This window comes from Yoonia sp. (genome assembly GCF_046498525.1).
Lineage (GTDB): Bacteria > Pseudomonadota > Alphaproteobacteria > Rhodobacterales > Rhodobacteraceae > Yoonia.
The window spans coordinates 14,147-37,101 of sequence record NZ_JAWOAN010000099.1 but is presented as its reverse complement, the minus strand read 5'-3'; the positions used below and the strand labels follow the sequence as shown (position 1 = coordinate 37,101).

The following is a 22,955-nucleotide window of genomic DNA, read 5'->3' as shown; positions in this document are numbered from 1 at the left end:
CGTGCATCGGCTTCGGCATAATGGGTCAGCCCGACCGGGGCTAAACGCATAAATGTGATATCCCCTGCCCCGGCAAGCATTGTCTGCATCCAGCGCTTTTTCGCTTTGCGTGGGTCAAGGCAGATAAAGTTGACTGGCATCGACGGCTCACTTCAAGCTGATTTACGGTCAGACCCCAAAGGATCTAACTTCCAATCAGGCTGGCGTCCATAGTTTTACTGGTGCCAAGCTACACGTATCCGGACGCACACTTCATGTTCGGACCAGCTCGCTGCTAGGAATGTGTGAGCTATGAATCGCTCCGGGTTTGTCGGAAACCTATAGAAGTGGTTTGGTTTGTCTGAACAATGTTTGGGCGTTTTCGAAGTGGTTTTCCGTCTGGATTATGCCGCCACCGCTTCGGGCATCGGATTGTTGAGGTAGGCCTGATCGGGGGTTCTGCCGTCAAGCGATAAATGAGATCGGCGGCTGTTGTAGGAGCCCGAGATACTGGGCGATCCCGGCGCAGGCTTCCGAAACGCTGGCATAGGCCCGCAGATAGACCTTCGTATTTGATGGTTCGCCACAGCCTATCGACGAAGGCGTTGTCCCGCCAGGCAACTCACACCGAAAATTCAAGAGATGGCCTGGGACGCGGAGTCGCAAGCAAAGAAGACGCGTCCTTCACTCACCTTCAAGACCGAACAGAATATCCAGCGGCATCGGGGCGAGCGCGAAAGTTTGCGTCAGTCGCAAGCATTCCGCTGGCAAACCTCACGGCTTTTGGCTCGCGAAGAGCTGCGTTTTTTAGGATGTCCCGCTCCTCCTTGAGGATACGGTTCTCGCGCCGAAGCCGGTCAGTCTCTTGGGCGAGGCTCAAATCCTCTTTCGACACCACATCAGTGTCTCGATACGCCGTGATCCACTTGTTCAGCGTCGACATGCCGACCGCGAGATCGTCCGCCACCTGCTTGCGCGTTAGCCCGCTGGTCAGCGCAATCCGCACCGCATCTTGCCGGAATTCGTCCGTCCGTTTCAGTCCCATAGTCAGTCTCCTTTGTTGCAGTAAATGCTATCAAAGGAGCGGCATCAAACCGCGACAGGTCCAAGTGTGGTACGGTCGCAGTGGTTCCGTGCCTTCGTGACACTGACGGAAAAATACGACGCCTTGGCTTTGCCGTCAGCCCAAGTGTGGCCGTTTCCGAATAACTGGACTTTTCCCAAAACCATCAACGGCATGAAGATGGATACCTATCATCGCCGGATGGAAGTTGTGGTGCCTGTTAGCCTGATCGGTGTGCCAAGTTTGGCCATTCCTGCTGGATTTAGCGATAAACGTTTGCCGATGGGCTTTCAGCTGTTTGGACGCCGTGGTGATGATCGCAAGCTGTTATCGCTTGGGCAGGCTTATCATCTGCACAACTACCCGCCCTTTAAGGGTTTGAGACGATCTTTATAATAGCGTGCGATGCGTCATGCCCAACGCGCAAGCCTTTTTGTAAAGACATCACGTGACATCAATACCCGACGGCTTGTCCGTCCTTGCGCGGGTCCGATCCAGCGGCATAGCCACCGTCATCCAATCGTTCGATCAGCTGCGCACCACCAAAACCAAAGGCGCTGTCTGGCGTCTCGACCGAGATATGGTGACCAAGATCGGATAGTTTGTCACGGACCGGTTGTGGCAACGCTTCTTCACAGGCGACTTGCTGTCGGTCAACAAAACGCCAGCGTGGCGCATCAACGGCTGTCTGCACATCCTGATCCCAAAGTTGGGTTCGTAGTACCATCTGCACATGGCCCTGCGCCTGCATCGGGCCACCCATAACACCAAAGCTCATCTTTGGCTGTCCGTTCTTCATCAAAAAACCCGGGATGATTGTGTGGAACGGTTTTTTACCGGGGCCGACTTCATTGGGGTGCCCAGGTTTCAGCGTGAAACCCGCACCCCGATTCTGAAGACTGATTCCCGTACCGGGTACCACGACGCCAGACCCAAACCCCGAGTAGTTGGACTGGATGAACGATACCATCATACCCGAGGAGTCCGCCGCTGTCAGATACACGGTACCACCATCGCGGGGCGCGCCCGGGCCATGCTCTTGTGCTTTGTCCAACGATATGTGGGCCGCACGCGACCTCAGATATGCGGGATTCAACAAATCCTCTTGCGTTGTGGGGGCCATGTATTTGCGATCGGCGACATAGGTGTGCAGGTCGGCAAAGGCGAGCTTGATCGCCTCGATCTGCAGATGCAGGGCTACTGGGTCATCCGCACCCATATCCCTGATGGCTGTGTGTTCCAGCATCCCAAGCGCCATCAGTGCCGCGATGCCCTGACCGTTTGGCGGTATCTCGTGCAGGGTGTTCTCATCAAAGCCGGTTGAAATTGTGCCGCACCATTCTGGCTGATGCGCCGCAAGGTCCGCTTCGCTTAATGCGGCGCCATGGGCGCGGGCATGGGCAGCGATCTTTTCAGCAAGCGGTCCTTCATAGAACGCCTTACCTGCAGTTTCAGCGATCATGGACAGGCTGCGGGCCATATCGGGACAGTGGAACCGCTCGCCCGCACGAGGCGCGCGGCCACCGGGCATAAAGGTTTCTGCAAAACCGGGCTGCTCTGACAGCAACTCGGCCCCGCGTTCCCACAGCGCACCAATGACGGGACTGACGATAAAGCCGTTTTCAGCGTAACCGATCGCAGGGGCCAGCAAGGTCGATAAATCCAGCGTGCCAAAGCGGTCCGCCAAAGTAACCCACGTGCTGATCGCACCGGGCACGGTAACGCTTTCCCAGCCGCGAAACGGGATCGTTTTCTGGCCCGCAAAGCGATCAGGCGTCCAGTCGGCGGGTGCCGCGCCTGATCCGTCCAAACCATGCAATTCCTGACCGTCCCACAGGATACAAAAACCATCAGACCCCAAACCATTTCCGGTGGGTTCCACAACCGTCAGAGTGGCGGCGGCAGCGACCGCGGCATCTACTGCGTTTCCGCCTTTTGCCAACATCGCAAGGCCGGCCTGTGCCGCGAGTGGATGTGATGTAGATACCAGATTGTCTGCCAGCACAGGCGAACGACGTGAAGCATAAAGGGGATCATGACGCATGTGCATTAGACAGCATCCTTTGTTTGGTTAATTTTTTGACGCGATTTGATGATCCTGCGGATCGCCCAACCGACGGACAATGCAGCAGCAACCAGAAAGATCAGGCTGACAGGGCGGGTGAAGAACAGGGTCCAGTCACTGTCTGTCATTAAGGCACGGCGCAGGTTTGTCTCTGCAATCGGGCCCAAAATGACACCCAGCACCAATGGTGCCAGTGGATAATCAAGCGCCTTGAGCGCGTAACCGAACAACCCAATAAAGCCTAGAAGATAGAGATCCGTCACACGGTTGTTCAGGGCAAACGACCCAACGACACAGCAGACCAGCACGATCGGGACAACAACCCATTTCGGCACTTCGGCCACCCGCAGGAAGCCGCGCATCGACACGATGCAGATGAATAGCATCATCAAACTGGACACCGCCATCGCGATGAACATCCCATAGACCAGATCGGCATTATCCATAATCAGACGCGGCCCAATGGAAATGCCATGCACCATCAGCGAAGCCATCAGGATCGCATCAACCGCAGAACCGGGGATGCCCAGTGCAATCAACGGGATCAGGCCTCCACCTGCTGTCGCAGAATTCCCCGCCTCGGATGCAACAACACCTTCGGGTGTACCGGTCCCAAATTCTTCAGGTGTTTTCGATGCCCGTTTGGCCTGATCATAGGCCACCAGGTTTGCAATCGACCCGCCAGCACCTGGCAAGGCACCGATTGCCACGCCGATCAGCGATGACCGGACCAGATTAACCGGACGCATCAGGACTTCGCGCATGACGGCCCATGTCTTGAATTCAATCTCGCCGTGTATCAGCTTTTCACCGGCCTTGATCGCGTTGACGTCTTCAACTTCTGACGCAAGCTGCGAGATGGCAAAGATACCGATCAGGACCACAAGGAATGGCAAACCAGCAGCCAACAGCTCAAACCCCATATCAAAGCGCGGACGCCCCATCATCGGATCTGTTCCAATCGTTGAAATCACAAGCCCGATCATCGCGGCAATCAGACCGCGCTGCAGTGAGTCCCCGACAAGACTGGCCACGATGGTCAGCGCGAAGACGATCAGTGCAAAATATTCCCAAGGCCCTAGCTTCACCGCAAAAATCGCCAGTGGCGGGGCGGCAAAGATCAAGACAATGGTCGATATAATCGTGCCGAAAAACGAGGCCCATACACCCAATGACAAGGCGCGGCCCGGTTCACCTTTGCGCGCCATCGGAAAGGCATCAAATGTGGTGGCAACCGATGATGGCGTGCCAGGGATGCCCAAAAGTGCCGCCGAAATCAGACCGCCGGTATAGCCCCCGACATAGACCGACAGCATCAGTGCGATGCCCTGCAGCGGTTCCATCGCAAAGGTCAACGGCAGCGTCAGTACGATGGCCATTGTCACAGTGAAACCCGGAATGGCCGCGGCAATGATGCCTGCGAATGACCCAAAGAACATCATCAGCAGGGTCGCTGGCGACAGCACCTCTGCTGCACCGGTAAGGAAGGCGTCCATTGATTAGCGTCCCCGCGGAAGAAATACGTTGAAGACCTCGGCGAAGAGCCAGTTGAGGCCGAATGAAAAGATCAGTGCAAGCGAGATTGCGATAGCAATGGCTTTCCGTGTTTTGGGGGCAAACGTGATCTGAAGCACAAGCAGGAATCCAAATGTTGCTATCGGATAGCCGATGGCCGGCATTGTAAAAAGGTACACACCCAAGCAGCCAAAGACGACGAACACCAGCCGTCTTGCACGGGCCCATTGGCCGATCTGTGACACGAAACGACCGTAAGCCTCCGCCGGAAGCATCCGGATTGATCCGGCGATTGCACTTAGCAAAAGCAGAATAAGCACCCCGTGCACTAGCATTGGAAAGGCGCCTGCGCCTAGCACTTCAAAGCGTGATGTCGGGATGGTGCGGGCCTCGAGAAAAAGACCCGCCGATACCGCAAGCAGTGCGATATAAGAGAGGAGCCGGGCAACTTCGCCCGCCTCCCCACCTTTTATCATGTCGGCGCTACGGCTCAAGGTGCGATCACTTCCGCCAGACGATCAACCGATGCAGCCAGGTTGGTCAGATACGCAGTGTAGCCGTCTTGCCCACGAAATGCGACGTCTGCGCCGGCATTGTTCACTTGCTCGATGAATGTCGGATCGTTCGACAGGTTTTGAAGTGCTGCTTCCAATACGGCCTGCGCATCGTCTGGCGCACCTTTGGGCATCACAATGCCGCGAGTGATCGACAAGTCGAGATCTGACCCCAGTTCCATCAACGTTGGCACGTCAGGTGTCTGCGGCAAACGCTCTGTAGAGCCTGCTGCGAGGAAAACCAGATCGCCATTTTCGACGAATTGCAGCGAGGACGAGATATCGCCGATGGCCAGATCAAGGTTGCCGCCGACCAGGGCGCGGACGCGTTCGCCCGTGCCTTCGTACCCAACATAACGCCAGTCCAGATCAAAGGCTTCGGCGATCATCGCGGCGTGCAAGTGAGGCACGCCGCCCAGGGTGACACCGATTGTCAGCTCGCCTGGGTTGGCTTGTGCATATTCGACCAAACCTTCGAAAGTGTCATAAGGCTGATCTGTCGCGGCCACGAGGAACTGTGCCGAGGCGGTCATCAAGGCAATCGGTTCAAAATCGTCCCATGCAAGATCCGTGAGGCCCGTTGCAGTCGCAGCTAGCAGTCCTTCGTGGACCTGGCTGACCGTGTAGCCATCCGCAGCGCGGCGCGAAGCTTCGGTCAGGCCGACGGTGCCGCCAACGCCGGGTATGTTGATAACCGGCATTTCTTCACCCAGAAAAGGTGTGATGTTGTTTGCAACGAGCCGCATCAGCGTATCGCTACCACCACCCGGGGACCATGGCACAATAAATTCGACTGGCTTTTCAGGATAGCCTTGGGCAATGGCTGGCTGTGCGAGCGTCGCTATAGCAAGTCCGAAACCTGCGATCGTACGTGTCATATAGGTCATCAATATCTCCGGTGTTGTGCTGAGTAGCCGCGTTTCAACGATGCCCCCATCCGTAGAGTTGTAGGTTATCTTTATAAAGCGATTTAAATTTGTATTTTTATTAAGCTTTGCTTAATCTAGCGCAATGGATACACGGCAACTTCAGACTTTGATCGCCGTCGCGGACACTGGCAGCTTTGCAAGTGCGGCGCGTCTTGTGAACCTCACTGCATCAGCGGTAAGTCAACAAATTCAATCACTTGAGGCAGATGTTGGCGTTTCGTTGTTCGACCGCAACAAACGCCCACCACAGATGAACGCACATGGCGAAGAACTGGTGCGTGCGGCACGCTCTGTCATGCAGACAATCGGGGAAACCCGGACGAATATTTCCGGTAGCCGAACGGCGGGTATGCTTAAAATTGGGGCGATTCGAACAATTTCCATGCGACTTGTGCCTTTCGCGCTAGCCGATATGGCCGCGTTTTATGCTGACCTGTCGTTTAATCTGACCGTCGGGATGTCACAAACATTGACTGCAGATGTAGCCGCAGGCCGACTTGATGCCGCGCTGGTTGCCGAACATGTAGGGGTTCCGGCAGGGTTGTCGTGGACGCCTGTTCTCTCTGAACCTTTGGTTTTGGTCGCGCCAAAACACGCTACCGGCCAGACCGAGCTTTCACTGCTGAAAAACCTGCCATTTATTCGGTACGAAACTGACGTCCCTCTGGCTAAGCAAATCGAGACAGAGCTGTCACGCCTTGGTGTGTCGCCTCGTGAAATCGCCGTCACAAATACAATGCCGTCAGTCGTCGGAATGGTGCAGGCGGGGCTAGGATTTGCCATTATTCCGCAGATCGCATTTTTGGATGCCGCCCCCTCTTCGCTATATTCCATCCAGTTTCGCAATGGGGCCATCACGCGACGGATCGGATTGATACAACGGCAGGTGTCATCACGAGCTGAGGTGCTGATCGAGTTGCGGCGCGTGTTGTCGCAACGAGCCGCCAAAATCGGGTTCGGGGCCACTGAAATCGCATCTTCCGGCAGGGGCAGCAATGCTTAAGCGGCTTTGCCTGCGCGGCATACGGCACGACGACATCGATCCAAGTATTCAGCGCCAGCACAATGCTGTCTTTTCTGCCTTGTTGAAATCAAAAGCCATCATGAGGAAGATGCCAGCTACATGCGGGATCGAAAATACGCAGGGATTGCAAGTGATCGCGCGAGGCTTGCTAAACTTTTCGCTCGGCCGGGTTTTGCCACGAGGTGTTTGATCCCATGGTTTGATGGTGCGATCCTTTCGCAGGAATGGAAGGAAGCATTATGGCTTGTGTCTTCCTTGGCGCAGCCCTCGGCCGGATTACGTGCATGCGGGCAGGTTTCAGGGTGGCGTCAACGCGGGTGGGGCGGTGGTGCCACGCTGCTGCGCCGGATAAGCTCCACGGGGATGATTTCGGTCTCGCCCTCAAGCGATTTCGTTTCGATCATCTTAAGAAGCTTGAGAGCCGCGCGTTCGCCAATCAGCATGCGCGGCTGGCGAATTGTGGTCAAGGCTGGCGTGATGTGCCCAGCGACCTCGATATTGTCGAAGCCGATTACAGACACGTCTTCGGGAACCCGAAGACCCGCCCGCTGTACCGCCCCCACGAACCCGCAAGCTATTTCGTCCGAGGCGCAGAAAATCGCACGCGGACGGTCTTGGTCTGCCATCCAGCGCGCCGCCGCGAGCGCCCCGGAGTCCAAGGTGAAGTCCCCTTCATACACCCAAGATGGATCAGCCCGAAGACCCAGCGACGCCAGCGCCGCCTGATATCCGTCCTGACGGCTGACGTTCAGCACGTTGGCCCCTGGTCCCGTGATGTATCCGATGTCGCGGTGTCCGGCGTCGAACAGATGCCGGACAGCCATCATTGCGCCGCGGGCATTCTCTACCCTGACGGACGGCAGCATGTCGCCATGCCATTCGCAGGCAGCCACGACAGGCGGGCGCTTGGACAGATCCAGCACCGATTGGGACAGCGTGCCGTCGAAAAGGATCAGCCCGTCGGCGACCCCACTGCGCAGATATTGGCGCAGCCGCGCCTCGGGATCAGGCCCGGCCTGCGTGTCGGCCACCAGCAGACCGTATCCTTCGGGTGTGAGCACCGACGCGATCCCGGCGAGGATTTGGGAAAAGAACGGATTCGCGAGGTTCGGCACGAGTGCGATCACGCTGGACGTTCGTTGCCGACGAAGATTCCGTGCCGCATGATTGACTTGGTATCCTGTCTGCTCGATCGCTGCGAGCACCGCCTTGCGCGTCGCTTCCGCCACTACGTCGGGATTCGAAAGCGTCCGGCTGACCGTCGCTGTAGATACTCCGGCAATGTGCGCAATGTCTTGCAGTGTCGCCATGGGCCGTCGCACCGTTTCACGATTTCAAGAGCTTACCATGCCCGCAAAAAATTATCTTGTAAACGATTGCAGATTTCGTAATCTCGAAGCTGCAATCGATTACATTCGATTTAGCGGACGCATCCGCAAACCAGAGGGAGGAATGGTGCAATGAAAACGATGCAGGGGCCCGCCCTGTTTCTGGCGCAATTCGCCAGCGACACCGCCCCGTTTAATTCCTGGGACGCGATCACCGACTGGGCTGCGCGCTGCGGCTATGCCGGCGTTCAGGTGCCAAGTTGGGATGCGCGGTTGATCGATTTGGATCAGGCGGCGATTTCAAAAGACTACTGTGACACCTTTCGCGGGCAGGCAGCGGAAAATGGGGTCGTCGTGACCGAACTGGCCGCGCATCTGCAGGGCCAACTGGTTGCGGTGCATCCCGCCTATGATGCCTTGATGGACGGGTTCGCTGCGGCGCATGTGCGCGGTAACCCGAAGGCGCGGCAAGCCTGGGCGGTGGATCAGATCGAAAAAACCATCCGTGCCTCGCGCAATCTGGGCTTGACGGCGATGGGATCGTTCTCCGGCGCGCTGGCATGGCCGTTTCTGTACCCGTTCCCGCAGCGGCCCGCCGGATTGGTCGAAGCGGCGTTTGACGAACTGGCGCGGCGCTGGCGCCCTTTGCTCGATCTGGCAGACGAAAACGGTGTCGATATCTGCTTTGAAATACATCCGGGCGAGGATCTTCACGACGGCGTCACCTTCGAAATGTTCCTCGACCGGGTTGACCAGCACCCGCGCTGCAAAATGCTTTACGACCCGTCGCATTATGTGCTGCAATGTCTCGATTATCTTGAAAATCTGGAAATATATGCCGACCGGATCGGCATGTTTCACGTCAAGGATGCCGAATTCAACCCGACCGGGCGACAGGGCGTCTATGGCGGTTACCAGCCTTGGGTTGATCGGGCCGGACGTTTCCGCAGCCCCGGTGACGGGCAGGTCGATTTCGGTGCGGTATTTTCCAGACTTGCGGCGCAGGATTTCGACGGCTGGGCCGTCGTCGAATGGGAATGCTGTCTCAAACACCCCGAAGACGGCGCCCGCGAAGGGGCCGCCTTCGTGCGCGATCACATCATCCGAGTCACCGACACAGCGTTCGACGACTTTGCTGCGTCGGACACCGATGACGCCGCCAATCGCAGGCTTCTGGGGCTGGACGAATGAACAGATTTTCAGACCGTAGCGGACCGATCCGCTTGGGTATGGTGGGCGGCGGCACGGGCGCCTTCATTGGCGGGGTGCATCGTATCGCCGCCCGGCTCGACGGGCACTATCAGCTTGTCGCGGGCGCATTGTCGGCGACGCCGGAAAAGGCTGCAGCATCGGGGGCCGAACTGGGGCTGGACCCCGCACGCGTCTATTCCGACTTCACCGAAATGGCCGAACGCGAGGCGCAGCTTGCGGACGGGATCGAAGCGGTGTCGATCGTCACCCCCAACCACGTCCATTTCGCTGCCGCGCGCGAATTCCTGAAACGCGGCATCCATGTGATCTGCGACAAGCCGTTGACCGCAGGCATGGACGACGCGCGGAAGCTGCTGGCGGCGGCCGAAAGTTCCGAAGCACTGTTTATCCTGACCCACAATTACACGGGCTATCCGATGGTGCGGCAGGCCCGCGCCATGATAGCGGCGGGCGATTTGGGCTCCATCAGGGTCGTGCAGGTGGAATATCCGCAGGACTGGCTTGCCGAAACGCCCGCGTCCGACAACAAACAGGCCGCGTGGCGCACCGATCCTGCGCAAAGCGGCATAGGCGGGTCTGTGGGCGATATCGGAACCCATGCTTACAACCTTCTGCGCTTCGTCACCGGGTTGGAAACTGAAAGCCTTGCAGCCGATCTGCACAGCTTTGTGCCCGGGCGCACGCTGGACGACAACGCCCATGTTCTGCTGCGGTTCCAGGGCGGCGCACGCGGCATGTTGTGGTGCAGCCAGGTTGCCGTGGGGCAGGAAAACGGTGTCCGGTTGCGCGTTTATGGCGACAAGGGCGGGCTGGAATGGTTTCAGGAAAATCCCAACCGGCTTTGGGTCTCGGAACTGGGCGGACCGCTACGAAGGATCACGCGAAACGGCCCCGGCGCGAGCGGTGACGCCAACAGGGTATCGCGCATCCCGGCGGGGCATCCCGAAGGTTTTCTCGAAGCGTTCGGCACCATCTACACAGAAGCTGCGCAGGCTATCCGTGCGGCGCGCGACGGGCAGGCCGCGCCGGACGCAGTGATATTTCCGACCGTTCACGACGGCATGGAGGGCATGGCCTTCATCGATGCCTGCGTGCGGTCGTCAAAACGCGACGCAGCATGGGTAAACCTGTCATGACTGCGCCGGTTCTGTCAGCGGAAACGGTATCGCGCAGCTTTGGCCCGATCCAGGTCTTGTTCGACGTCGATTTTGATCTGCGCCCCGGCGAAGTACACGCGCTGATCGGTGAAAACGGCGCGGGCAAGTCGACGATGATGAAGATCCTTGGCGGGTACCTTGCGCCAACCGGCGGCGGCCTGCGGCTTGACGGTGCGCCGGTGCGCTTTGCCGACCACCGGCAGGCCGAAGCTGCTGGCGTCATCATGATTCATCAGGAATTCAATCTCGCGCTGCAACTCACGGTCGAACAGAACATCTTTTTGGGCCGCGAACTGAAACGCGGGCCATTTCTGGATCACGCCGCCATGCAAGCCGAAAGTCGGCGGCAGCTCGAGGCGCTTAACTGTCCGCTTGATCCGCGGCTGCGCATTTCCGACGTATCGGTCCCGAACAGGCAGATGGTGGAAATCGCACGCGCCATGGGCCGCGACGCACGGGTGCTGATCATGGACGAGCCTACCGCAGTGCTGACGGGCCGCGAAACCGAAATCCTGCTCGACCAGATTGACCGGTTGCGCGCGTCGGGTACCGCTATCCTTTACACATCGCACAAGCTGGATGAAATCGCGCGTATTGCGGACCGGATCACCGTGCTGCGGGATGGCCGATGCGTCGCACAAACAACCGCCGCCGACATGACGCCGGATCAGATGGCAGAGGCGATGGTCGGGCGCGAACTGTCCGATCTGTTCCCTGAAAAGCGTGTCGCGCAGGCCGAAACCGTGCTTGAGGTGGCAAATCTGACGGTTCCGGGCCATGTGCACGACGCGTCTTTCAAGTTGCAGCGGGGCGAGGTGCTGGGCTTTGCCGGTCTGGTGGGTGCGGGGCGCACCGAACTGATGGAAGGCGTTGTCGGGCTGCGCAAGACCACCGGCACTGTCCGGGTCATGGGCCAGCCACTAACGTCAGGGTCTGTTCTGGCCGCGCGCCGGGCGGGGCTGGTCTATCTGACCGAGGATCGCAAAGACAAAGGCTTGCTACTGGGCAAGTCTCTGCGCGAAAACCTGACATTGCTGGCGCTTGACAGGTTCACCAACATCAGGATCGACACCGCCGCCGAAGACCGCGCACTCACACAGGCGATCTCTGATTTCGACATTCGCGCTGGGGATCGCAACATGAACGCCGGCAACCTGTCGGGCGGCAACCAGCAAAAGCTTCTGCTGGCCAAGACGATGCTTGCCGAACCCAATATTGTCATCATCGACGAACCCACGCGTGGCATAGACATCGGCACCAAGCAGCAGATCTATCAGTTCATTTCCCAGCTCGCCGCCGACGGAAAAAGCGTGATCGTCGTGTCGTCAGAATTGCCCGAAGTCATCGGGCTTGCCAGCCGCGTGATCGTTATGGGGCGCGGTTTCATCGCGGGCGAGCTGGAAGGCGACGCCATCACAGAAAGGGCCATTCTGCGATTGGCCATGCAATCCCAAGATCAGGAGACACTTCCGGTATGACCGAAGTAACCACGACCCCACGGCATCGCCGCACGCGGATTGATTTCCACGTTCTTGGCCCTCTGTTGGCGATGGTCGCGCTGATCGTCATAGGCGCTTCGCTGAACCTGAGTTTCCTGAGCCCGGAAAACCTGACCAATGTCGCCGCCCGCTCGGCATTCATCGGAATCATCGCGGTCGGCATGACGTTCGTGATCACGGCAGGCGGGATCGACCTGTCGGTCGGCGCCATGGCGGCGTTTGTCGCGGGCGTCATGATCATGGCAATGAACGCGCTTGTGCCGGTGATGGGGGCTGGCGTGCCCCTGATCATCGTCGGCATGGTGATCGCCCTGCTGGCGGGTGCCGCAGCGGGTTTGCTCAATGGCGTGCTGATTGCCAAGGTCCGGATCGAGGCGTTCATCGTCACGCTCGGATCCATGGGAATCTATCGCAGCCTAACGACATGGCTGGCCGATGGTGGCACGCTGTCACTCGATTTCACGCTGCGAGGGGTCTACCGCCCGGTCTATTACGACGGCATCTTAGGGCTGTCGTGGCCTATCATCGTGTTTGCGTTGGTCGCGATCGCGGGCGAACTTGCGATGCGCCATACCGCATTCGGGCGTCATTGCGCCGCCATCGGTGCCAATGAACAGGTTGCGGTCTATTCCGCAGTCAAGGTGGCGCGCGTTCGCATGGCGACCTATGCGATTCTGGGCATGCTCGTCGGACTGGCCACGATCATGTATGTCCCGCGTCTGGGGTCCGCGTCGGGCAACACCGGCGTCCTGTGGGAGCTGGAGGCCATTGCTGCCGTAATCATCGGCGGCACCGTCCTCAAGGGCGGTTTTGGCCGCGTCTGGGGCACCGTGATCGGCGTGCTGATCCTTAGCCTGATCAGCAATATCCTGAACCTAGCCTCGATCGTCAGCCCGTATCTGAACGGCGCGATCCAAGGCGTGATCGTTATTCTTGCCGTAGTTCTACAGCGGGAAAGCAAATCCGCAGAGTGAGGCGGATAATCAAACCAAGGGAGGAAACATCATGAACCGTAGAGATATTTTTAAAGGCGCGGCACTTGTCGCGGCACTAGCCACAGCGGGGGGAGCCCAGGCACAGGACGAAACCCATGTGATCGGCGTCGCGATTCCTTCGGCGACGCATGGTTTCATGGGTGGTCTCAATTTCCACGCACGTGACACCATCGCGCGGCTGGAGGCCACCTATGACAATCTTGAATTCGTTCTGGCGACCGCTGGCGATGCCGCCAAGATGGTGAACGATATCGAAGACATGGTTGCCACGCGCGGGATCGACGCGCTGGTGGTGCTGCCTTTCGAAAGTGAACCGCTCACCTCGCCGGTGCAGGCGGTGGCCGAACAGGGGATCTGGGTCACGGTTGTCGACCGCGGACTGTCTGTCGAAGGGATCGAAGATCTGTATGTCGCGGGCGATAACCCCGGCTTTGGGCGCATGGCAGGCGAATACTTCGCCGAAAATCTGAATGATGGCGACAACATCGTCGTGCTGCGCGGCATTCCCACGACGCTGGACAACGAACGCGTAGAGGCGTTTAGCGCGGCTATCGAAGGGTCCGGGATTAACGTGCTCGACATGCAGCACGGTAACTGGAACCGAGACGACGCCTTTACCGTAATGCAGGATTTCCTGTCACGTTTCGATGATATCGACGCGGTCTGGGCGTCCGATGACGACATGGCCATCGGTGTTCTTGCTGCCATTGAACAGGCCGGGCGCGAGGATGAAATGTGGGTCATGGGCGGTGCTGGCATGAAGGAAATTATCGCCCGTATCCGCGACGGCGATCCGCAACTGCCCGCCAACGTCTCTTATCCACCCGCGCAGATTTCGACCGCGATCGAACTTACGGCGCTCGGGCTCATCTCCGACACGCCGGTGTCGGGTCGGTTCATCATCGGCTCGCAACTGATCACGCCCGAAAATGCAGATCGGTTTTATTTCGAAGACAGCCCGTTCTAAAAAGTACAGACCCGGGCGGCACCAGGCAGGTGCCGCCCGGATCATAGCGAACGCAGATTCACGGGGCGTTGATTTGCAACTTACTCTTGAGGCGTGACTGCATTCGACCGTTGAAGCTTTCAACGAAGTCGTTCGACGTCGGCTTGCCGGGCACGATGACGTGCCACTGGATTTTCCAGTCCTCCTGCCATTTCAGGATGGCGTTGCGGGTCAGTCGGGTCCCGTCGCATGTTAGAAATGACACGCAGTTCAAGGTCACTGCAGCAGAACCAGCACTTGGATAGATTTTGGGTGTGTTTCTGGTGGCCTGCCGCGAAAGCCATGACCAAGGCGGCCGTGCAGCCGTAGAAAGCAACCCCGTCGGACTGTCTATCCTGAAGCATAAACGGTGCCTTGGCTTGCGGTGTCCGGAGAACGCAGGCCATGTCACGCCCGAGCAAGACCATCATCGGTCGCAACGGAGCCCGGTCCTCGCACTGGCGCATTCTTGGCGTGGTTTCACCCGGACTGACGCTTGCCAGAGCCAAACGCATCAGGCGACCGGATACTTCTCATTCTCGTCAGCGGTGCGGTGCGGTCAGCCCTTGCCGCATCTCGTGGCGGACTGCCAAGAGCGAAGCAATCACGACAAGTGTCGCACCGAGCAAAAGCATCGGGCCGGGCCGCTCTCCGAAAAACACCATGCCGATGGCGGCGGCGGCGACGAAGCGCAGATATGGCACCGGTGCGAGTGCGCTTGCTTCTCCGACCCGGTACGCCTCGATGGTTAGCCACATCCCCAGCGCGCCCAGCAGGCCGGTCAAACAGACAAGCGCGATATCGGCAATCGCGAGGGGCTCCCACAGAAGCCACGCCACCGGCGCAGACCCGATCGTTGTTACCAATCCGATCCATATCATAATCGTGGCGGTGTTTTCGGTCCGTCCGAGTAGGCGGTTCAGAACCACGATAGCCGCGCCGCAAGCGGCGGCGAGCAAGCCGATGGAGATGCCTGTCAGAGAGGCGTCAGCAGATGGCCCCACAGCGACCGCGATACCCACGAAGCCCACGATTGTCGCGATCCAGCGGGCGCGGCCCACTTGTTCACCCAGCACCGGGGCCGCGAGTGCGACGACGAAAAGCGACGTAGTGAATGTCAGCGTGGTCGCCAGTGCGAGGTCGAGGATGCGAAAGCTGGTGTAATAGAGCCACCAGGTCAGCAGACTGATCAGGCCACGGGTGAGGTGCAGAAAAGGGCGGGTTGTCACGAGGCGTGTAAAATCACCCATCCGCCAGATGATCAGCACCGAAACGACCAACTGTGCGGCGGATCGGAAAAAGACGATCTGTGCCTCGTTCGCAACGGGGGCGGAGACGCGCACGAGCGTCGTCTCTGCTGTGAACAGAATAGCCGCCAGTGCCAGCAGCAGCGCGCCGCGCAGGTTGGCTGCCGCCCTCGAAGGGGCAGCACTGTCAGGCTGGGTCGTCAATATCTCATGCCTTTTCCCTAAGGGGCGAACTTCCCTGTCAGGTATTGCAGATAGGCTGTCGGGTCGTTTGGCACGGCCCCGATCCCGTCGAGTATTTCACGGCGGCTGCGTGACCGACCGTGACGCCAGACAAGATCGCCAAGCGTTTCGCGCAGGGAAGCGGTCTTGCCATCGTCGAGGTCGCGGCGGATTGCGGGGGCGGTCGCATCGAGATGCGCCATGATCTGCGCGGCCGTCAAGTTACCGACGGTATAGGTCGGGAACGACCCGATATAGCCTGATGACCAATGCACGTCCTGCAAGCAGCCCAGGTCATCGCTTGGAACGTCGAGCCCAAGGTCGTTTTTCATCGCTGCGTTCCAGACATCTGGAATATCCGACACGGCAAGCGATCCGTCCATCAGGTTCATCTCGATCTCCACACGGAGCATGATGTGCAGATCATAGGTCAGTTGGTCGGCCTCGACGCGGATCAGGCCCGGTTCTACCCTGTTAACCGCCGCGACGAATTCAGGCTCAGTCACATCGGCAAGTTGTTTGGGGAATGTGTCGCGCAGGCGCGGATAATGGCGGGCCCAGAATGCGGGGCTTCGCCCGACGTGGTTTTCAAGAAGCCTGGACTGGCTTTCATGCATGCCAAAGCTGGTCCCGGCAACGGCATAAAGCCCGATCATATCCGTCGCATGCGCCGTGCGGGTCAAAGCAGGATCGGCACCCAGTTCATAGAGCCCATGTCCAACCTCATGAATGCTGCCGAAGATGGACATGGGTAGGTAATTGCGCATCCAGCGCGACGTGATCCGCACGTCATTGCGGGTAAAGCTGATCTCGAAGGGATGAACGGTCGTGTCCAGCCGGCTGCGATCGGGATCAAGACCCAGCAAACGCGCTGTTTCCTGTGCGAAGACTTGCTGATCCGCTTCGGGGTAATCGCGATAGAGAAAATCGGTCCGCGGCTTCGGTCGTCCCTTTGCTGCATCAAGGATCGGCAACAGACCTTCACGCAATTGCGTGAACATCGCAGCAAGGGACGCCGCCGTCTCGCCCGGCTCGAAAATCTGCACCATCGGATCGTAGGGATGGCCGTCATGACCCAGAGCGTCGGCCTGCTCGCGCGCGAGGGCCACCGTTTTTTCCAGATAGGGACGGAAGATGGAGAAGTCGGATTTCGCCCGGGCCTCGGCCCAAGCTGCACCCGACAGCGTGCTTTGCTGGGCCTGCGCGCGCAGAAGTTCAGCGGGAAGACGTGCGTGGTGATCTATGGCCTCGTCCACCGCCTCGGCTGCGCGGCGGTCAGGATCGCGCGGGTCTCGGCCTGCCGTCTTTTCAAGTGCTGCATCGACGGCGTCGCGCATCGCCGGATCGAGGATCATCTCGCGGGCCATCCCCTTGAGCGTAGCGATCTGGTGTCCGCGCGTCTCGGCACCGTCTTTGGGCATCACCGTGCGCGAATCCCACGTCAGTGCGTTCACGGCGCAGAGCACATCGTTAAGGTGGGCGACACGTGTCGTCAGGTCGGTCATGCTGCGGCTCCTTGTTCTTCCACGCCACCATCGTTGAGGTGGCAGGCCACGCTGCGGCCTGCACCCGCGTCGGTCATCCGCGGTATCTCGGTACGACAGCGGGGGCCCGCGAAGGGACAGCGCGGATGAAAGGCGCAGCCCGAAGGTGGGTCGATAGGAGAGGGAATTTCGCCCTTGATCGGGACGAAGGCGCGGCGTCCCGTGCCCAATGTCGGCACCGAGGTGAACAGCGCTTGTGTGTAGGGATGTTCGGGCTTGGCATAGAGCTCGTCTGCCGGAGCAAGTTCGACGATACGGCCCAGATACATGATCGCCACGCGGTCGCAGACATGACGCACGACCGAAAGGTCATGGCTGATGAATAACGCGGTCAGGCCAAGATCACGGCGCAGGTCCAGAAACAGGTTCAGCACCTGCGCCTGGATCGACACATCGAGTGAGGCCACGGCCTCGTCCAGCACCAGCAGGTCAGGCTGCATGGCCAGCGCGCGGGCGATGGCAATCCTCTGCCGTTGGCCGCCGGAAAACTGATGCGGAAACCGGTCGGCGTAAGCACCTTCAAGACCCACCTGATCCAACAGTGCGCGGGTCTTCGCCCGCACCTCGGAGGCTGGCACCAGCCCGTGGGTGCGTGGCCCTTCCGAGATGGTTTCACCGACCTTCATGCGCGGATTGAGGCTGGCAAAAGGGTCTTGATGGATCATCTGAACCCGTGTTGTCAGCTTGTTGACATGCTCTTCGCGACCGCTAGCGACCGGTTGACCATCCAGCATGACACTGCCCTCGGTCGGCGCGTAGATGCCCGACACGATGCGGCCAAGCGTGGACTTGCCACAACCGGATTCACCCACGATGCCAACAACTTCACCCTTTGGGACGGTTAGCGAGACATCGGTTACGGCATGAACGGCGCCGCTCAGACGACGTCCGGACAGTCTGGCTGTCAGCTTGTCGCCCAGCGTAGCCTTCAGCGGGAAACGCTTGGACACATGGTCGATGACAAGAAGCGGCGCGGTCATGAAGTCTCCAATGGGTGATGGCACAGGACGGAATGGCTGCCGGTGCTGGTGAACGGGGGCGTCGTGGTGCAGACCTGCGTCGCACGCGGGCAGCGATTGCGGAACGGACAGCCCGACGGCAGATGCGACAATTGTGGTGTGGAGCCCGGGATCTGCGGAAGCCGCGTTCCCGGCTCGTGCTGGCCGGGAACGGAATCGAGCAAGCCGCGGGTATAGGGATGGCGCGGCTGACCGATCACCTCTTCGGCGGTCCCGCGTTCAACGATCTTGCCAGCATACATGACGCAAATATCGTCGGCGAGCGAGGACACGACCGCCAGATCGTGTGTGATCCAGACGATTGCCGTGCGCGTCTCGTCCGCCAGCCGACGGACCTCGGCCAGGATCTGGCCTTGGATCGATACGTCGAGCGCGGTCGTCGGTTCGTCCGCGATGATGACTGCGGGTCCGTGCAACAGTGCCGTGGCGATGGCCACGCGCTGACGCATGCCGCCTGACAACTGGTGCGGGTAGGCTGCCAATCGTTCCTCGGGCGATGGTATGCCGACGATTCCAAGGGCATCTCGTGCGCGTTCCAGCGCCTTTGCCTTCGGCATCGGCTCGTGCACGCGGACAGCCATTGCCATCTGGTCACCGATCCGCAGAACGGGATTCAAAGTCATCATCGGGTCCTGAAAAACCATCGAGACCTTGCGCCCGCGCATTGACCGCAGCGCATCCGCCGAGAGTGTGCGCAGATCCGTATCCTCTACCATCACCTGCCCGCCGCTGACGCGGCCCGGCTCGTCGATCAGGCCGAGAATGGAAAACCCGGTCACGGATTTGCCCGATCCGCTTTCACCCACCAGCCCCATGATCCGGCCTGGCTCGACGGAAAAGCTCACGTCGTCCACGGCAGTCACGGTGCCGGCTCGGGTGTCGAAGCGGGTCGTCAGACCCTTGACATCCAGTGCGGCAGTCATCGGCCGTGCCTCGGGTCGAGGACGGTGCGGACCTGGTCACCCACAAGGTTTATGGCGACGACGGTGATCATCAAGAATATCCCCGGATAGATCGACAGCCAGTAGCGGTCGGAGTGTATGTATTTGAACCCGTTCGAAATGAGCGAGCCCAGCGACGGTTCGGTCAGTGGCAGGCCGACGCCGAGAAAAGACAGCGTGGCCTCCAGCGCGATGGCTGACGCGACCTGAACGGTGGCCACGACAATCAGCGGCGGCATGACATTGGGCAACAGATGCTTGAAAAGCACCCGGTGCGTCGGCAGCGGCGTGGACCGGGCGGCTTCGATGTAGTCCTTGCCGCGTTCGACGGTGGCTGCACCGTGGGTCGTGCGTGCGAAATAGGCGTATTGCGCCACGACCAATGCAAGGATGATCTGCATTATCCCCTGTCCCAGAAGGGCGACCAGCACCAGCGCCAGAAGGATCGCAGGCATCGACAGTTGCAGGTCGATGATGCGCATCAGGAAAGACTCGATCCGGCCACCGAAGTAGGCCGCCGTCAACCCGACGGTAACGCCGATGGTCAGTGCGAGCGCCCCGGCTGACAGGCCGATGGTAAAGCTGGTCCGCAAGCCGTAGAAAATCGCCGACAGCATGTCGCGTCCGGCATTGTCCGTGCCCAGCACATGGACATATCCACCAGAGCCCTCGGTGCCCGGACGCAGAAACGCGTCCAGCCAGTCGAGCATTGCCAAGTCGTAAGGGTCCTGCGGCGCCACCAGCGGCGCACCGAAGGACAGCAGCAGCAAGGTCACGATCACGATCAATGCGCCGATCGCCACCCACGATTGCCGGAAGTCCGACCAGAAGTTCTTGAGCCGCGTGACCCGCGTCTCGATGGGTGGGGCGACAGCTTCATCGGGCGCCACGCCAGGTGTGGTGACTGCGTCAGTCATTTCGTGCCTCCAAGCCGCACGCGCGGATCAAGCCGGGCGTACACGATATCAACGGTGAAATTGATGATGACGAACAGGATCACGACCAGGATTAGGTAGGTGACCATGACAGGCCGGTCGAGCGTGAGGATCGAGTCGATGATCAGCTTGCCGACTCCGGGCCAGTTGAACACGCTTTCGGTCACGACCGCGAAGGCCAGGGTTGAGCCCAGTTCGAGCCCGAAAACGGTGACCACCGGGATCGAGATATTGCGCAGCACGTGCTTGAACACGATCTGACGGTCCGGCAGGCCCTGCGCGCGTGCGAATTTGACATAGTCGGTCTGCATGGCCTCGACCATGCCGGCGCGGGTCAGGCGGATCATCAGGCCCATCTTGAACAGTGACAGGTTGACCGCGGGCATGATCACATGGCTCCAGCCGTTGGCGGTGGCGAGCGAGGTCGAGATCCCCAGAAAGGTACCCTCATCGCCGCGTCCACCCGAGGGCAGCCAGCCCAGTTCGACTGCGAAGCCCATGATCAACAGCATGCCGATCCAGAATGTCGGCACCGAAAAGCCAAGGATCGAAAGGGCCATGATCGCCTTGGACGCAAAGCTCTTGGGGCGGAAGCCTGCATAGATGCCTGCGGGAATACCGATGATCGTCGCAATGGCGATGGCCACGAGGACCAGTTCCAGCGTCGCGGGGAGGCGAGAGAAAACGAGCCCGGTGACCGAGGTGTTGTAGACCATCGAGCGGCCCAGATCACCCTGTGCCACATTGGCAAGGAAGGTCAGATACTGCTTCCAAAGCGGCTGATCGAGCCCGTATTGCGCGATCAGTCGCGCGCGCATTTCCGCGGTTGCGGCTGGGTCGATCATGACGTCGATCGGATTGCCGATCGCGTAGACACCGACGAAGACGATAATCGACATGGCGAAGACTACGACGATCGCTTGCAGTAATCGGCTGATGATAAATCCGAACATGGTGCCTCTGGCAGTTTGAGTCGGGCGCCCCTGACGGGGCGCCCTGTTTCACGAGTGGTTTCAGTGATTACTCGGCGTCGACGGGCTTGATCTCGTAAGCCCGGGTTTCCTGATCGACGCGCGGCGTGAAGGTCACGGTGTCAGCTTCGGCAGCCCAGACAGTCTGCAGGATGACGGTCGGTATAAGAGCCCGATCCTCCATCGCGATGAGAGACGCCTCTTCGTAGAGCGCACGACGTTCATCCGCATCCAGCGTCTGGGTCCCTTCGACGAAGACCTCGTCGAACTCCGGATTCGCGTAGCCGGTGCGGTTGAAGTTGCCGAAGCCCTTTTCGGGATCCTTGCTGTGGACCATCGCACCGTAGGTGTATGCGGCCTCGCCGGTCAGGGTACCCCAAGCCGACATCGCCATGGTGTATTCCTCGTTGGCCGCAGCCGGGAAGAACACGGTACCGTTCAGCGCCTGCGCGTTCACCGTCAGTCCAAGACGCGACCACATCTGTGCCAGCGCCTCGCACACGACCGCATCGCCGGGGACGCGGTTGTTGGTGCAGGTGAAATCAATCTCGAACCCGTCAGGATACCCGGCTTCGGCCAGCAACTCGCGGGCCCGTTCGATGTCGTACTCCTTTTCACCGATCTTGTCGGTGTAGCCGAAGAAGCCTTCGGGCATGAGCTGGTTCGCGGGAGTGCCCAGACCTTCCAGCACCACGTTGACCAGAACATCGCGGTTGATGGCCAAGTCCAGCGCCGTGCGGACGCGCAGATCCTGAAGCGGATTGCCGTCGACTTCCTCGCCGTTCACCTTGATCGGCTGCGGTTCTTCGTCCTTGACCGAGGGTTGGACGTTGAGAATGTAGACCGAGTCAGAGGTGAAGGTCTCGATTTCCGGATCATTCTCCATCGACAGGAAATCGGTTGCGGGAACATAGTTGATAAGATCCACCTGCCCGGACCGCAGGGCAGCGACACGTGCCGCGTCATCGGGAATTTCCTTGCGGATCACGCGCTCCCAAGCGGATTCCTCGCGCCAGGAGTCGTCGAACCGCTCGAGCACGAGGTCGCCTTTTGGCTCCCATGAAACGAAACGATAAGGGCCGGTCCCGATGGCGGCTTCGCCCGAATTGAACTCTTCGTTGCCGACGCCTTCACCTGTTTCGGAAGGCACGATAAACATGCGCGTAAAGTCGTTAGGCAATGCAGGTGCTACGCCCTTGGTGTGGACGTGCACGGTGTAATCGTCGATCACTTCAACCGAATCCACGTATTTCGTGTAGAGCGTCATCGACATTGGGCCGGTCACTTCGGGGATGCGGTCGATGGAGAACTTGACGTCCTCGGCGGTGAACGGCGTGCCGTCATGGAAGGTGACGCCCTCGCGCAGCTTGAATTCCCATGTGGTGTCCTCGATCGGCTCCCAGCTGACGGCAAGGCCGGGCTGAAGCTGCAGAGTGTCGTCGGCATCAACGAGCGTATCGAAGATGTGGCGAAGCGCCTCTGCCTGGCTGCCAAGCGTCGACCAGTGCGGATCGATCGAATCAGGCCCTGCGCGCAGGCCGATGGTCAGCTCTTGTGAAAACGCCGCGGGCGCTGCTGCAAACAAGGCAACGGTTGCGATCCCCGTTCTGAGTGCGGTCTTAAGCATTTTAGTCTCCCGATTGATGTTATAGTTATCTGATACATTACGGAACGAATTGGGCGGCAGCGTCAACAGTCATTTCAAGAAAATCAAAAAAATGCTTCAAATTGACGTTTGATGCGTAGTAGTAGTGCTTGAGCGACAAAGTGT

Annotated in this window: 20 protein-coding genes and 2 pseudogenes; 7 read left to right on the top strand and 15 right to left on the bottom strand. The window is 59.4% G+C overall.

The features are described 5' to 3' along the window. Positions 1-383: 383 nt before the first annotated feature. Positions 384-598: pseudogene (locus R6T97_RS07245) on the bottom strand (integrase core domain-containing protein); the annotation flags it as partial. A 150-nt stretch (positions 599-748) separates the two neighbouring features. After that, positions 749-1,024, bottom strand: a pseudogene (locus R6T97_RS07240) (transposase); the annotation flags it as partial. 24 nt (positions 1,025-1,048) lie between these two features. On the opposite strand from R6T97_RS07240, the gene R6T97_RS07235 reads away from it, so the two are divergent. After that, positions 1,049-1,438, top strand: a complete 390-nt coding sequence (locus tag R6T97_RS07235; protein WP_410348619.1) for an amidase family protein — start codon at positions 1,049-1,051, stop codon at positions 1,436-1,438. A gap of 58 nt (positions 1,439-1,496) precedes the next feature. Here R6T97_RS07235 and R6T97_RS07230 read toward each other — a convergent pair whose 3' ends face one another. The 4 genes from R6T97_RS07230 to R6T97_RS07215 are packed head-to-tail and all read right to left on the bottom strand — an operon-like array spanning position 1,497 to position 6,063. Further along, positions 1,497-3,092, bottom strand: coding sequence for a gamma-glutamyltransferase family protein (locus R6T97_RS07230; protein ID WP_410348618.1), 1,596 nt, complete (start codon positions 3,090-3,092; stop codon positions 1,497-1,499). Continuing rightward, positions 3,092-4,603 (bottom strand): tripartite tricarboxylate transporter permease, encoded by a 1,512-nt coding sequence (locus R6T97_RS07225; protein ID WP_410348617.1) that lies wholly within the window; start codon positions 4,601-4,603, stop codon positions 3,092-3,094. Before R6T97_RS07225 ends, R6T97_RS07230 begins: the two co-directional genes overlap by 1 nt. Positions 4,604-4,606: 3 nt before the next feature. Beyond that, positions 4,607-5,116 carry a tripartite tricarboxylate transporter TctB family protein gene (locus R6T97_RS07220; protein WP_410348616.1) on the bottom strand — a complete coding sequence of 170 codons (510 nt, stop codon included), beginning with the start codon at positions 5,114-5,116 and terminating at the stop codon, positions 4,607-4,609. Then, positions 5,113-6,063, bottom strand: a complete 951-nt coding sequence (locus tag R6T97_RS07215) for a Bug family tripartite tricarboxylate transporter substrate binding protein (protein ID WP_410348615.1) — start codon at positions 6,061-6,063, stop codon at positions 5,113-5,115. The genes R6T97_RS07220 and R6T97_RS07215 overlap by 4 nt, the downstream gene beginning before the upstream one ends. A gap of 124 nt (positions 6,064-6,187) precedes the next feature. Between R6T97_RS07215 and R6T97_RS07210 the strand changes: the two genes are divergently transcribed. Beyond that, on the top strand, positions 6,188-7,108 hold the full coding sequence (locus R6T97_RS07210) for a LysR family transcriptional regulator (RefSeq protein ID WP_410348614.1): 921 nt from the start codon (positions 6,188-6,190) through the stop codon (positions 7,106-7,108). Positions 7,109-7,437: 329 nt separating this feature from the next. On the opposite strand, the gene R6T97_RS07205 is transcribed toward R6T97_RS07210, so the two are convergent. Continuing rightward, on the bottom strand, positions 7,438-8,439 hold the full coding sequence (locus R6T97_RS07205; protein WP_410348613.1) for a LacI family DNA-binding transcriptional regulator: 1,002 nt from the start codon (positions 8,437-8,439) through the stop codon (positions 7,438-7,440). A gap of 150 nt (positions 8,440-8,589) precedes the next feature. Between R6T97_RS07205 and R6T97_RS07200 the strand changes: the two genes are divergently transcribed. The 5 genes from R6T97_RS07200 to R6T97_RS07180 are packed head-to-tail and all read left to right on the top strand — an operon-like array spanning position 8,590 to position 14,287. Then, entirely contained in the window at positions 8,590-9,648 is a 1,059-nt protein-coding gene (locus tag R6T97_RS07200) for a sugar phosphate isomerase/epimerase family protein (protein WP_410348612.1), read from the top strand. Then, complete coding sequence (locus R6T97_RS07195) at positions 9,645-10,805, top strand: Gfo/Idh/MocA family protein (RefSeq protein ID WP_410348611.1); 1,161 nt, start codon at positions 9,645-9,647, stop codon at positions 10,803-10,805. The genes R6T97_RS07200 and R6T97_RS07195 overlap by 4 nt, the downstream gene beginning before the upstream one ends. Continuing rightward, positions 10,802-12,304, top strand: coding sequence for a sugar ABC transporter ATP-binding protein (locus R6T97_RS07190; protein WP_410348620.1), 1,503 nt, complete (start codon positions 10,802-10,804; stop codon positions 12,302-12,304). Before R6T97_RS07195 ends, R6T97_RS07190 begins: the two co-directional genes overlap by 4 nt. Next, complete coding sequence (locus R6T97_RS07185) at positions 12,301-13,299, top strand: ABC transporter permease (protein WP_410348610.1); 999 nt, start codon at positions 12,301-12,303, stop codon at positions 13,297-13,299. The genes R6T97_RS07190 and R6T97_RS07185 overlap by 4 nt, the downstream gene beginning before the upstream one ends. A 31-nt stretch (positions 13,300-13,330) precedes the next feature. Continuing rightward, on the top strand, positions 13,331-14,287 hold the full coding sequence (locus R6T97_RS07180) for an ABC transporter substrate-binding protein (protein WP_372922490.1): 957 nt from the start codon (positions 13,331-13,333) through the stop codon (positions 14,285-14,287). 58 nt (positions 14,288-14,345) lie between these two features. On the opposite strand, the gene R6T97_RS07175 is transcribed toward R6T97_RS07180, so the two are convergent. The 8 genes from R6T97_RS07175 to R6T97_RS07140 form a co-directional block, all read right to left on the bottom strand. Continuing rightward, a complete protein-coding gene (locus R6T97_RS07175) occupies positions 14,346-14,531 on the bottom strand; it encodes an integrase core domain-containing protein (RefSeq protein ID WP_372922491.1) in 186 nt (61 codons plus the stop codon). 316 nt (positions 14,532-14,847) lie between these two features. Beyond that, on the bottom strand, positions 14,848-15,756 hold the full coding sequence (locus tag R6T97_RS07170) for a DMT family transporter (RefSeq protein WP_372922492.1): 909 nt from the start codon (positions 15,754-15,756) through the stop codon (positions 14,848-14,850). Between the two features lie 17 nt (positions 15,757-15,773). Next, positions 15,774-17,279 carry a carboxypeptidase M32 gene (locus R6T97_RS07165; protein WP_410348609.1) on the bottom strand — a complete coding sequence of 502 codons (1,506 nt, stop codon included), beginning with the start codon at positions 17,277-17,279 and terminating at the stop codon, positions 15,774-15,776. Further along, positions 17,276-18,298 (bottom strand): ABC transporter ATP-binding protein, encoded by a 1,023-nt coding sequence (locus R6T97_RS07160; protein ID WP_410348608.1) that lies wholly within the window; start codon positions 18,296-18,298, stop codon positions 17,276-17,278. Before R6T97_RS07160 ends, R6T97_RS07165 begins: the two co-directional genes overlap by 4 nt. After that, positions 18,295-19,260: an ABC transporter ATP-binding protein gene (locus R6T97_RS07155; protein ID WP_410348607.1), complete on the bottom strand. Its 966-nt coding sequence runs from the start codon at positions 19,258-19,260 to the stop codon at positions 18,295-18,297. Before R6T97_RS07155 ends, R6T97_RS07160 begins: the two co-directional genes overlap by 4 nt. Continuing rightward, positions 19,257-20,195 carry an ABC transporter permease gene (locus tag R6T97_RS07150; protein WP_410348606.1) on the bottom strand — a complete coding sequence of 313 codons (939 nt, stop codon included), beginning with the start codon at positions 20,193-20,195 and terminating at the stop codon, positions 19,257-19,259. Before R6T97_RS07150 ends, R6T97_RS07155 begins: the two co-directional genes overlap by 4 nt. Continuing rightward, positions 20,192-21,166, bottom strand: a complete 975-nt coding sequence (locus R6T97_RS07145; protein ID WP_410348605.1) for an ABC transporter permease — start codon at positions 21,164-21,166, stop codon at positions 20,192-20,194. Before R6T97_RS07145 ends, R6T97_RS07150 begins: the two co-directional genes overlap by 4 nt. A gap of 67 nt (positions 21,167-21,233) precedes the next feature. Further along, on the bottom strand, positions 21,234-22,811 hold the full coding sequence (locus tag R6T97_RS07140; RefSeq protein WP_410348604.1) for an ABC transporter substrate-binding protein: 1,578 nt from the start codon (positions 22,809-22,811) through the stop codon (positions 21,234-21,236). Between the last annotated feature and the right edge of the window lie 144 nt (positions 22,812-22,955).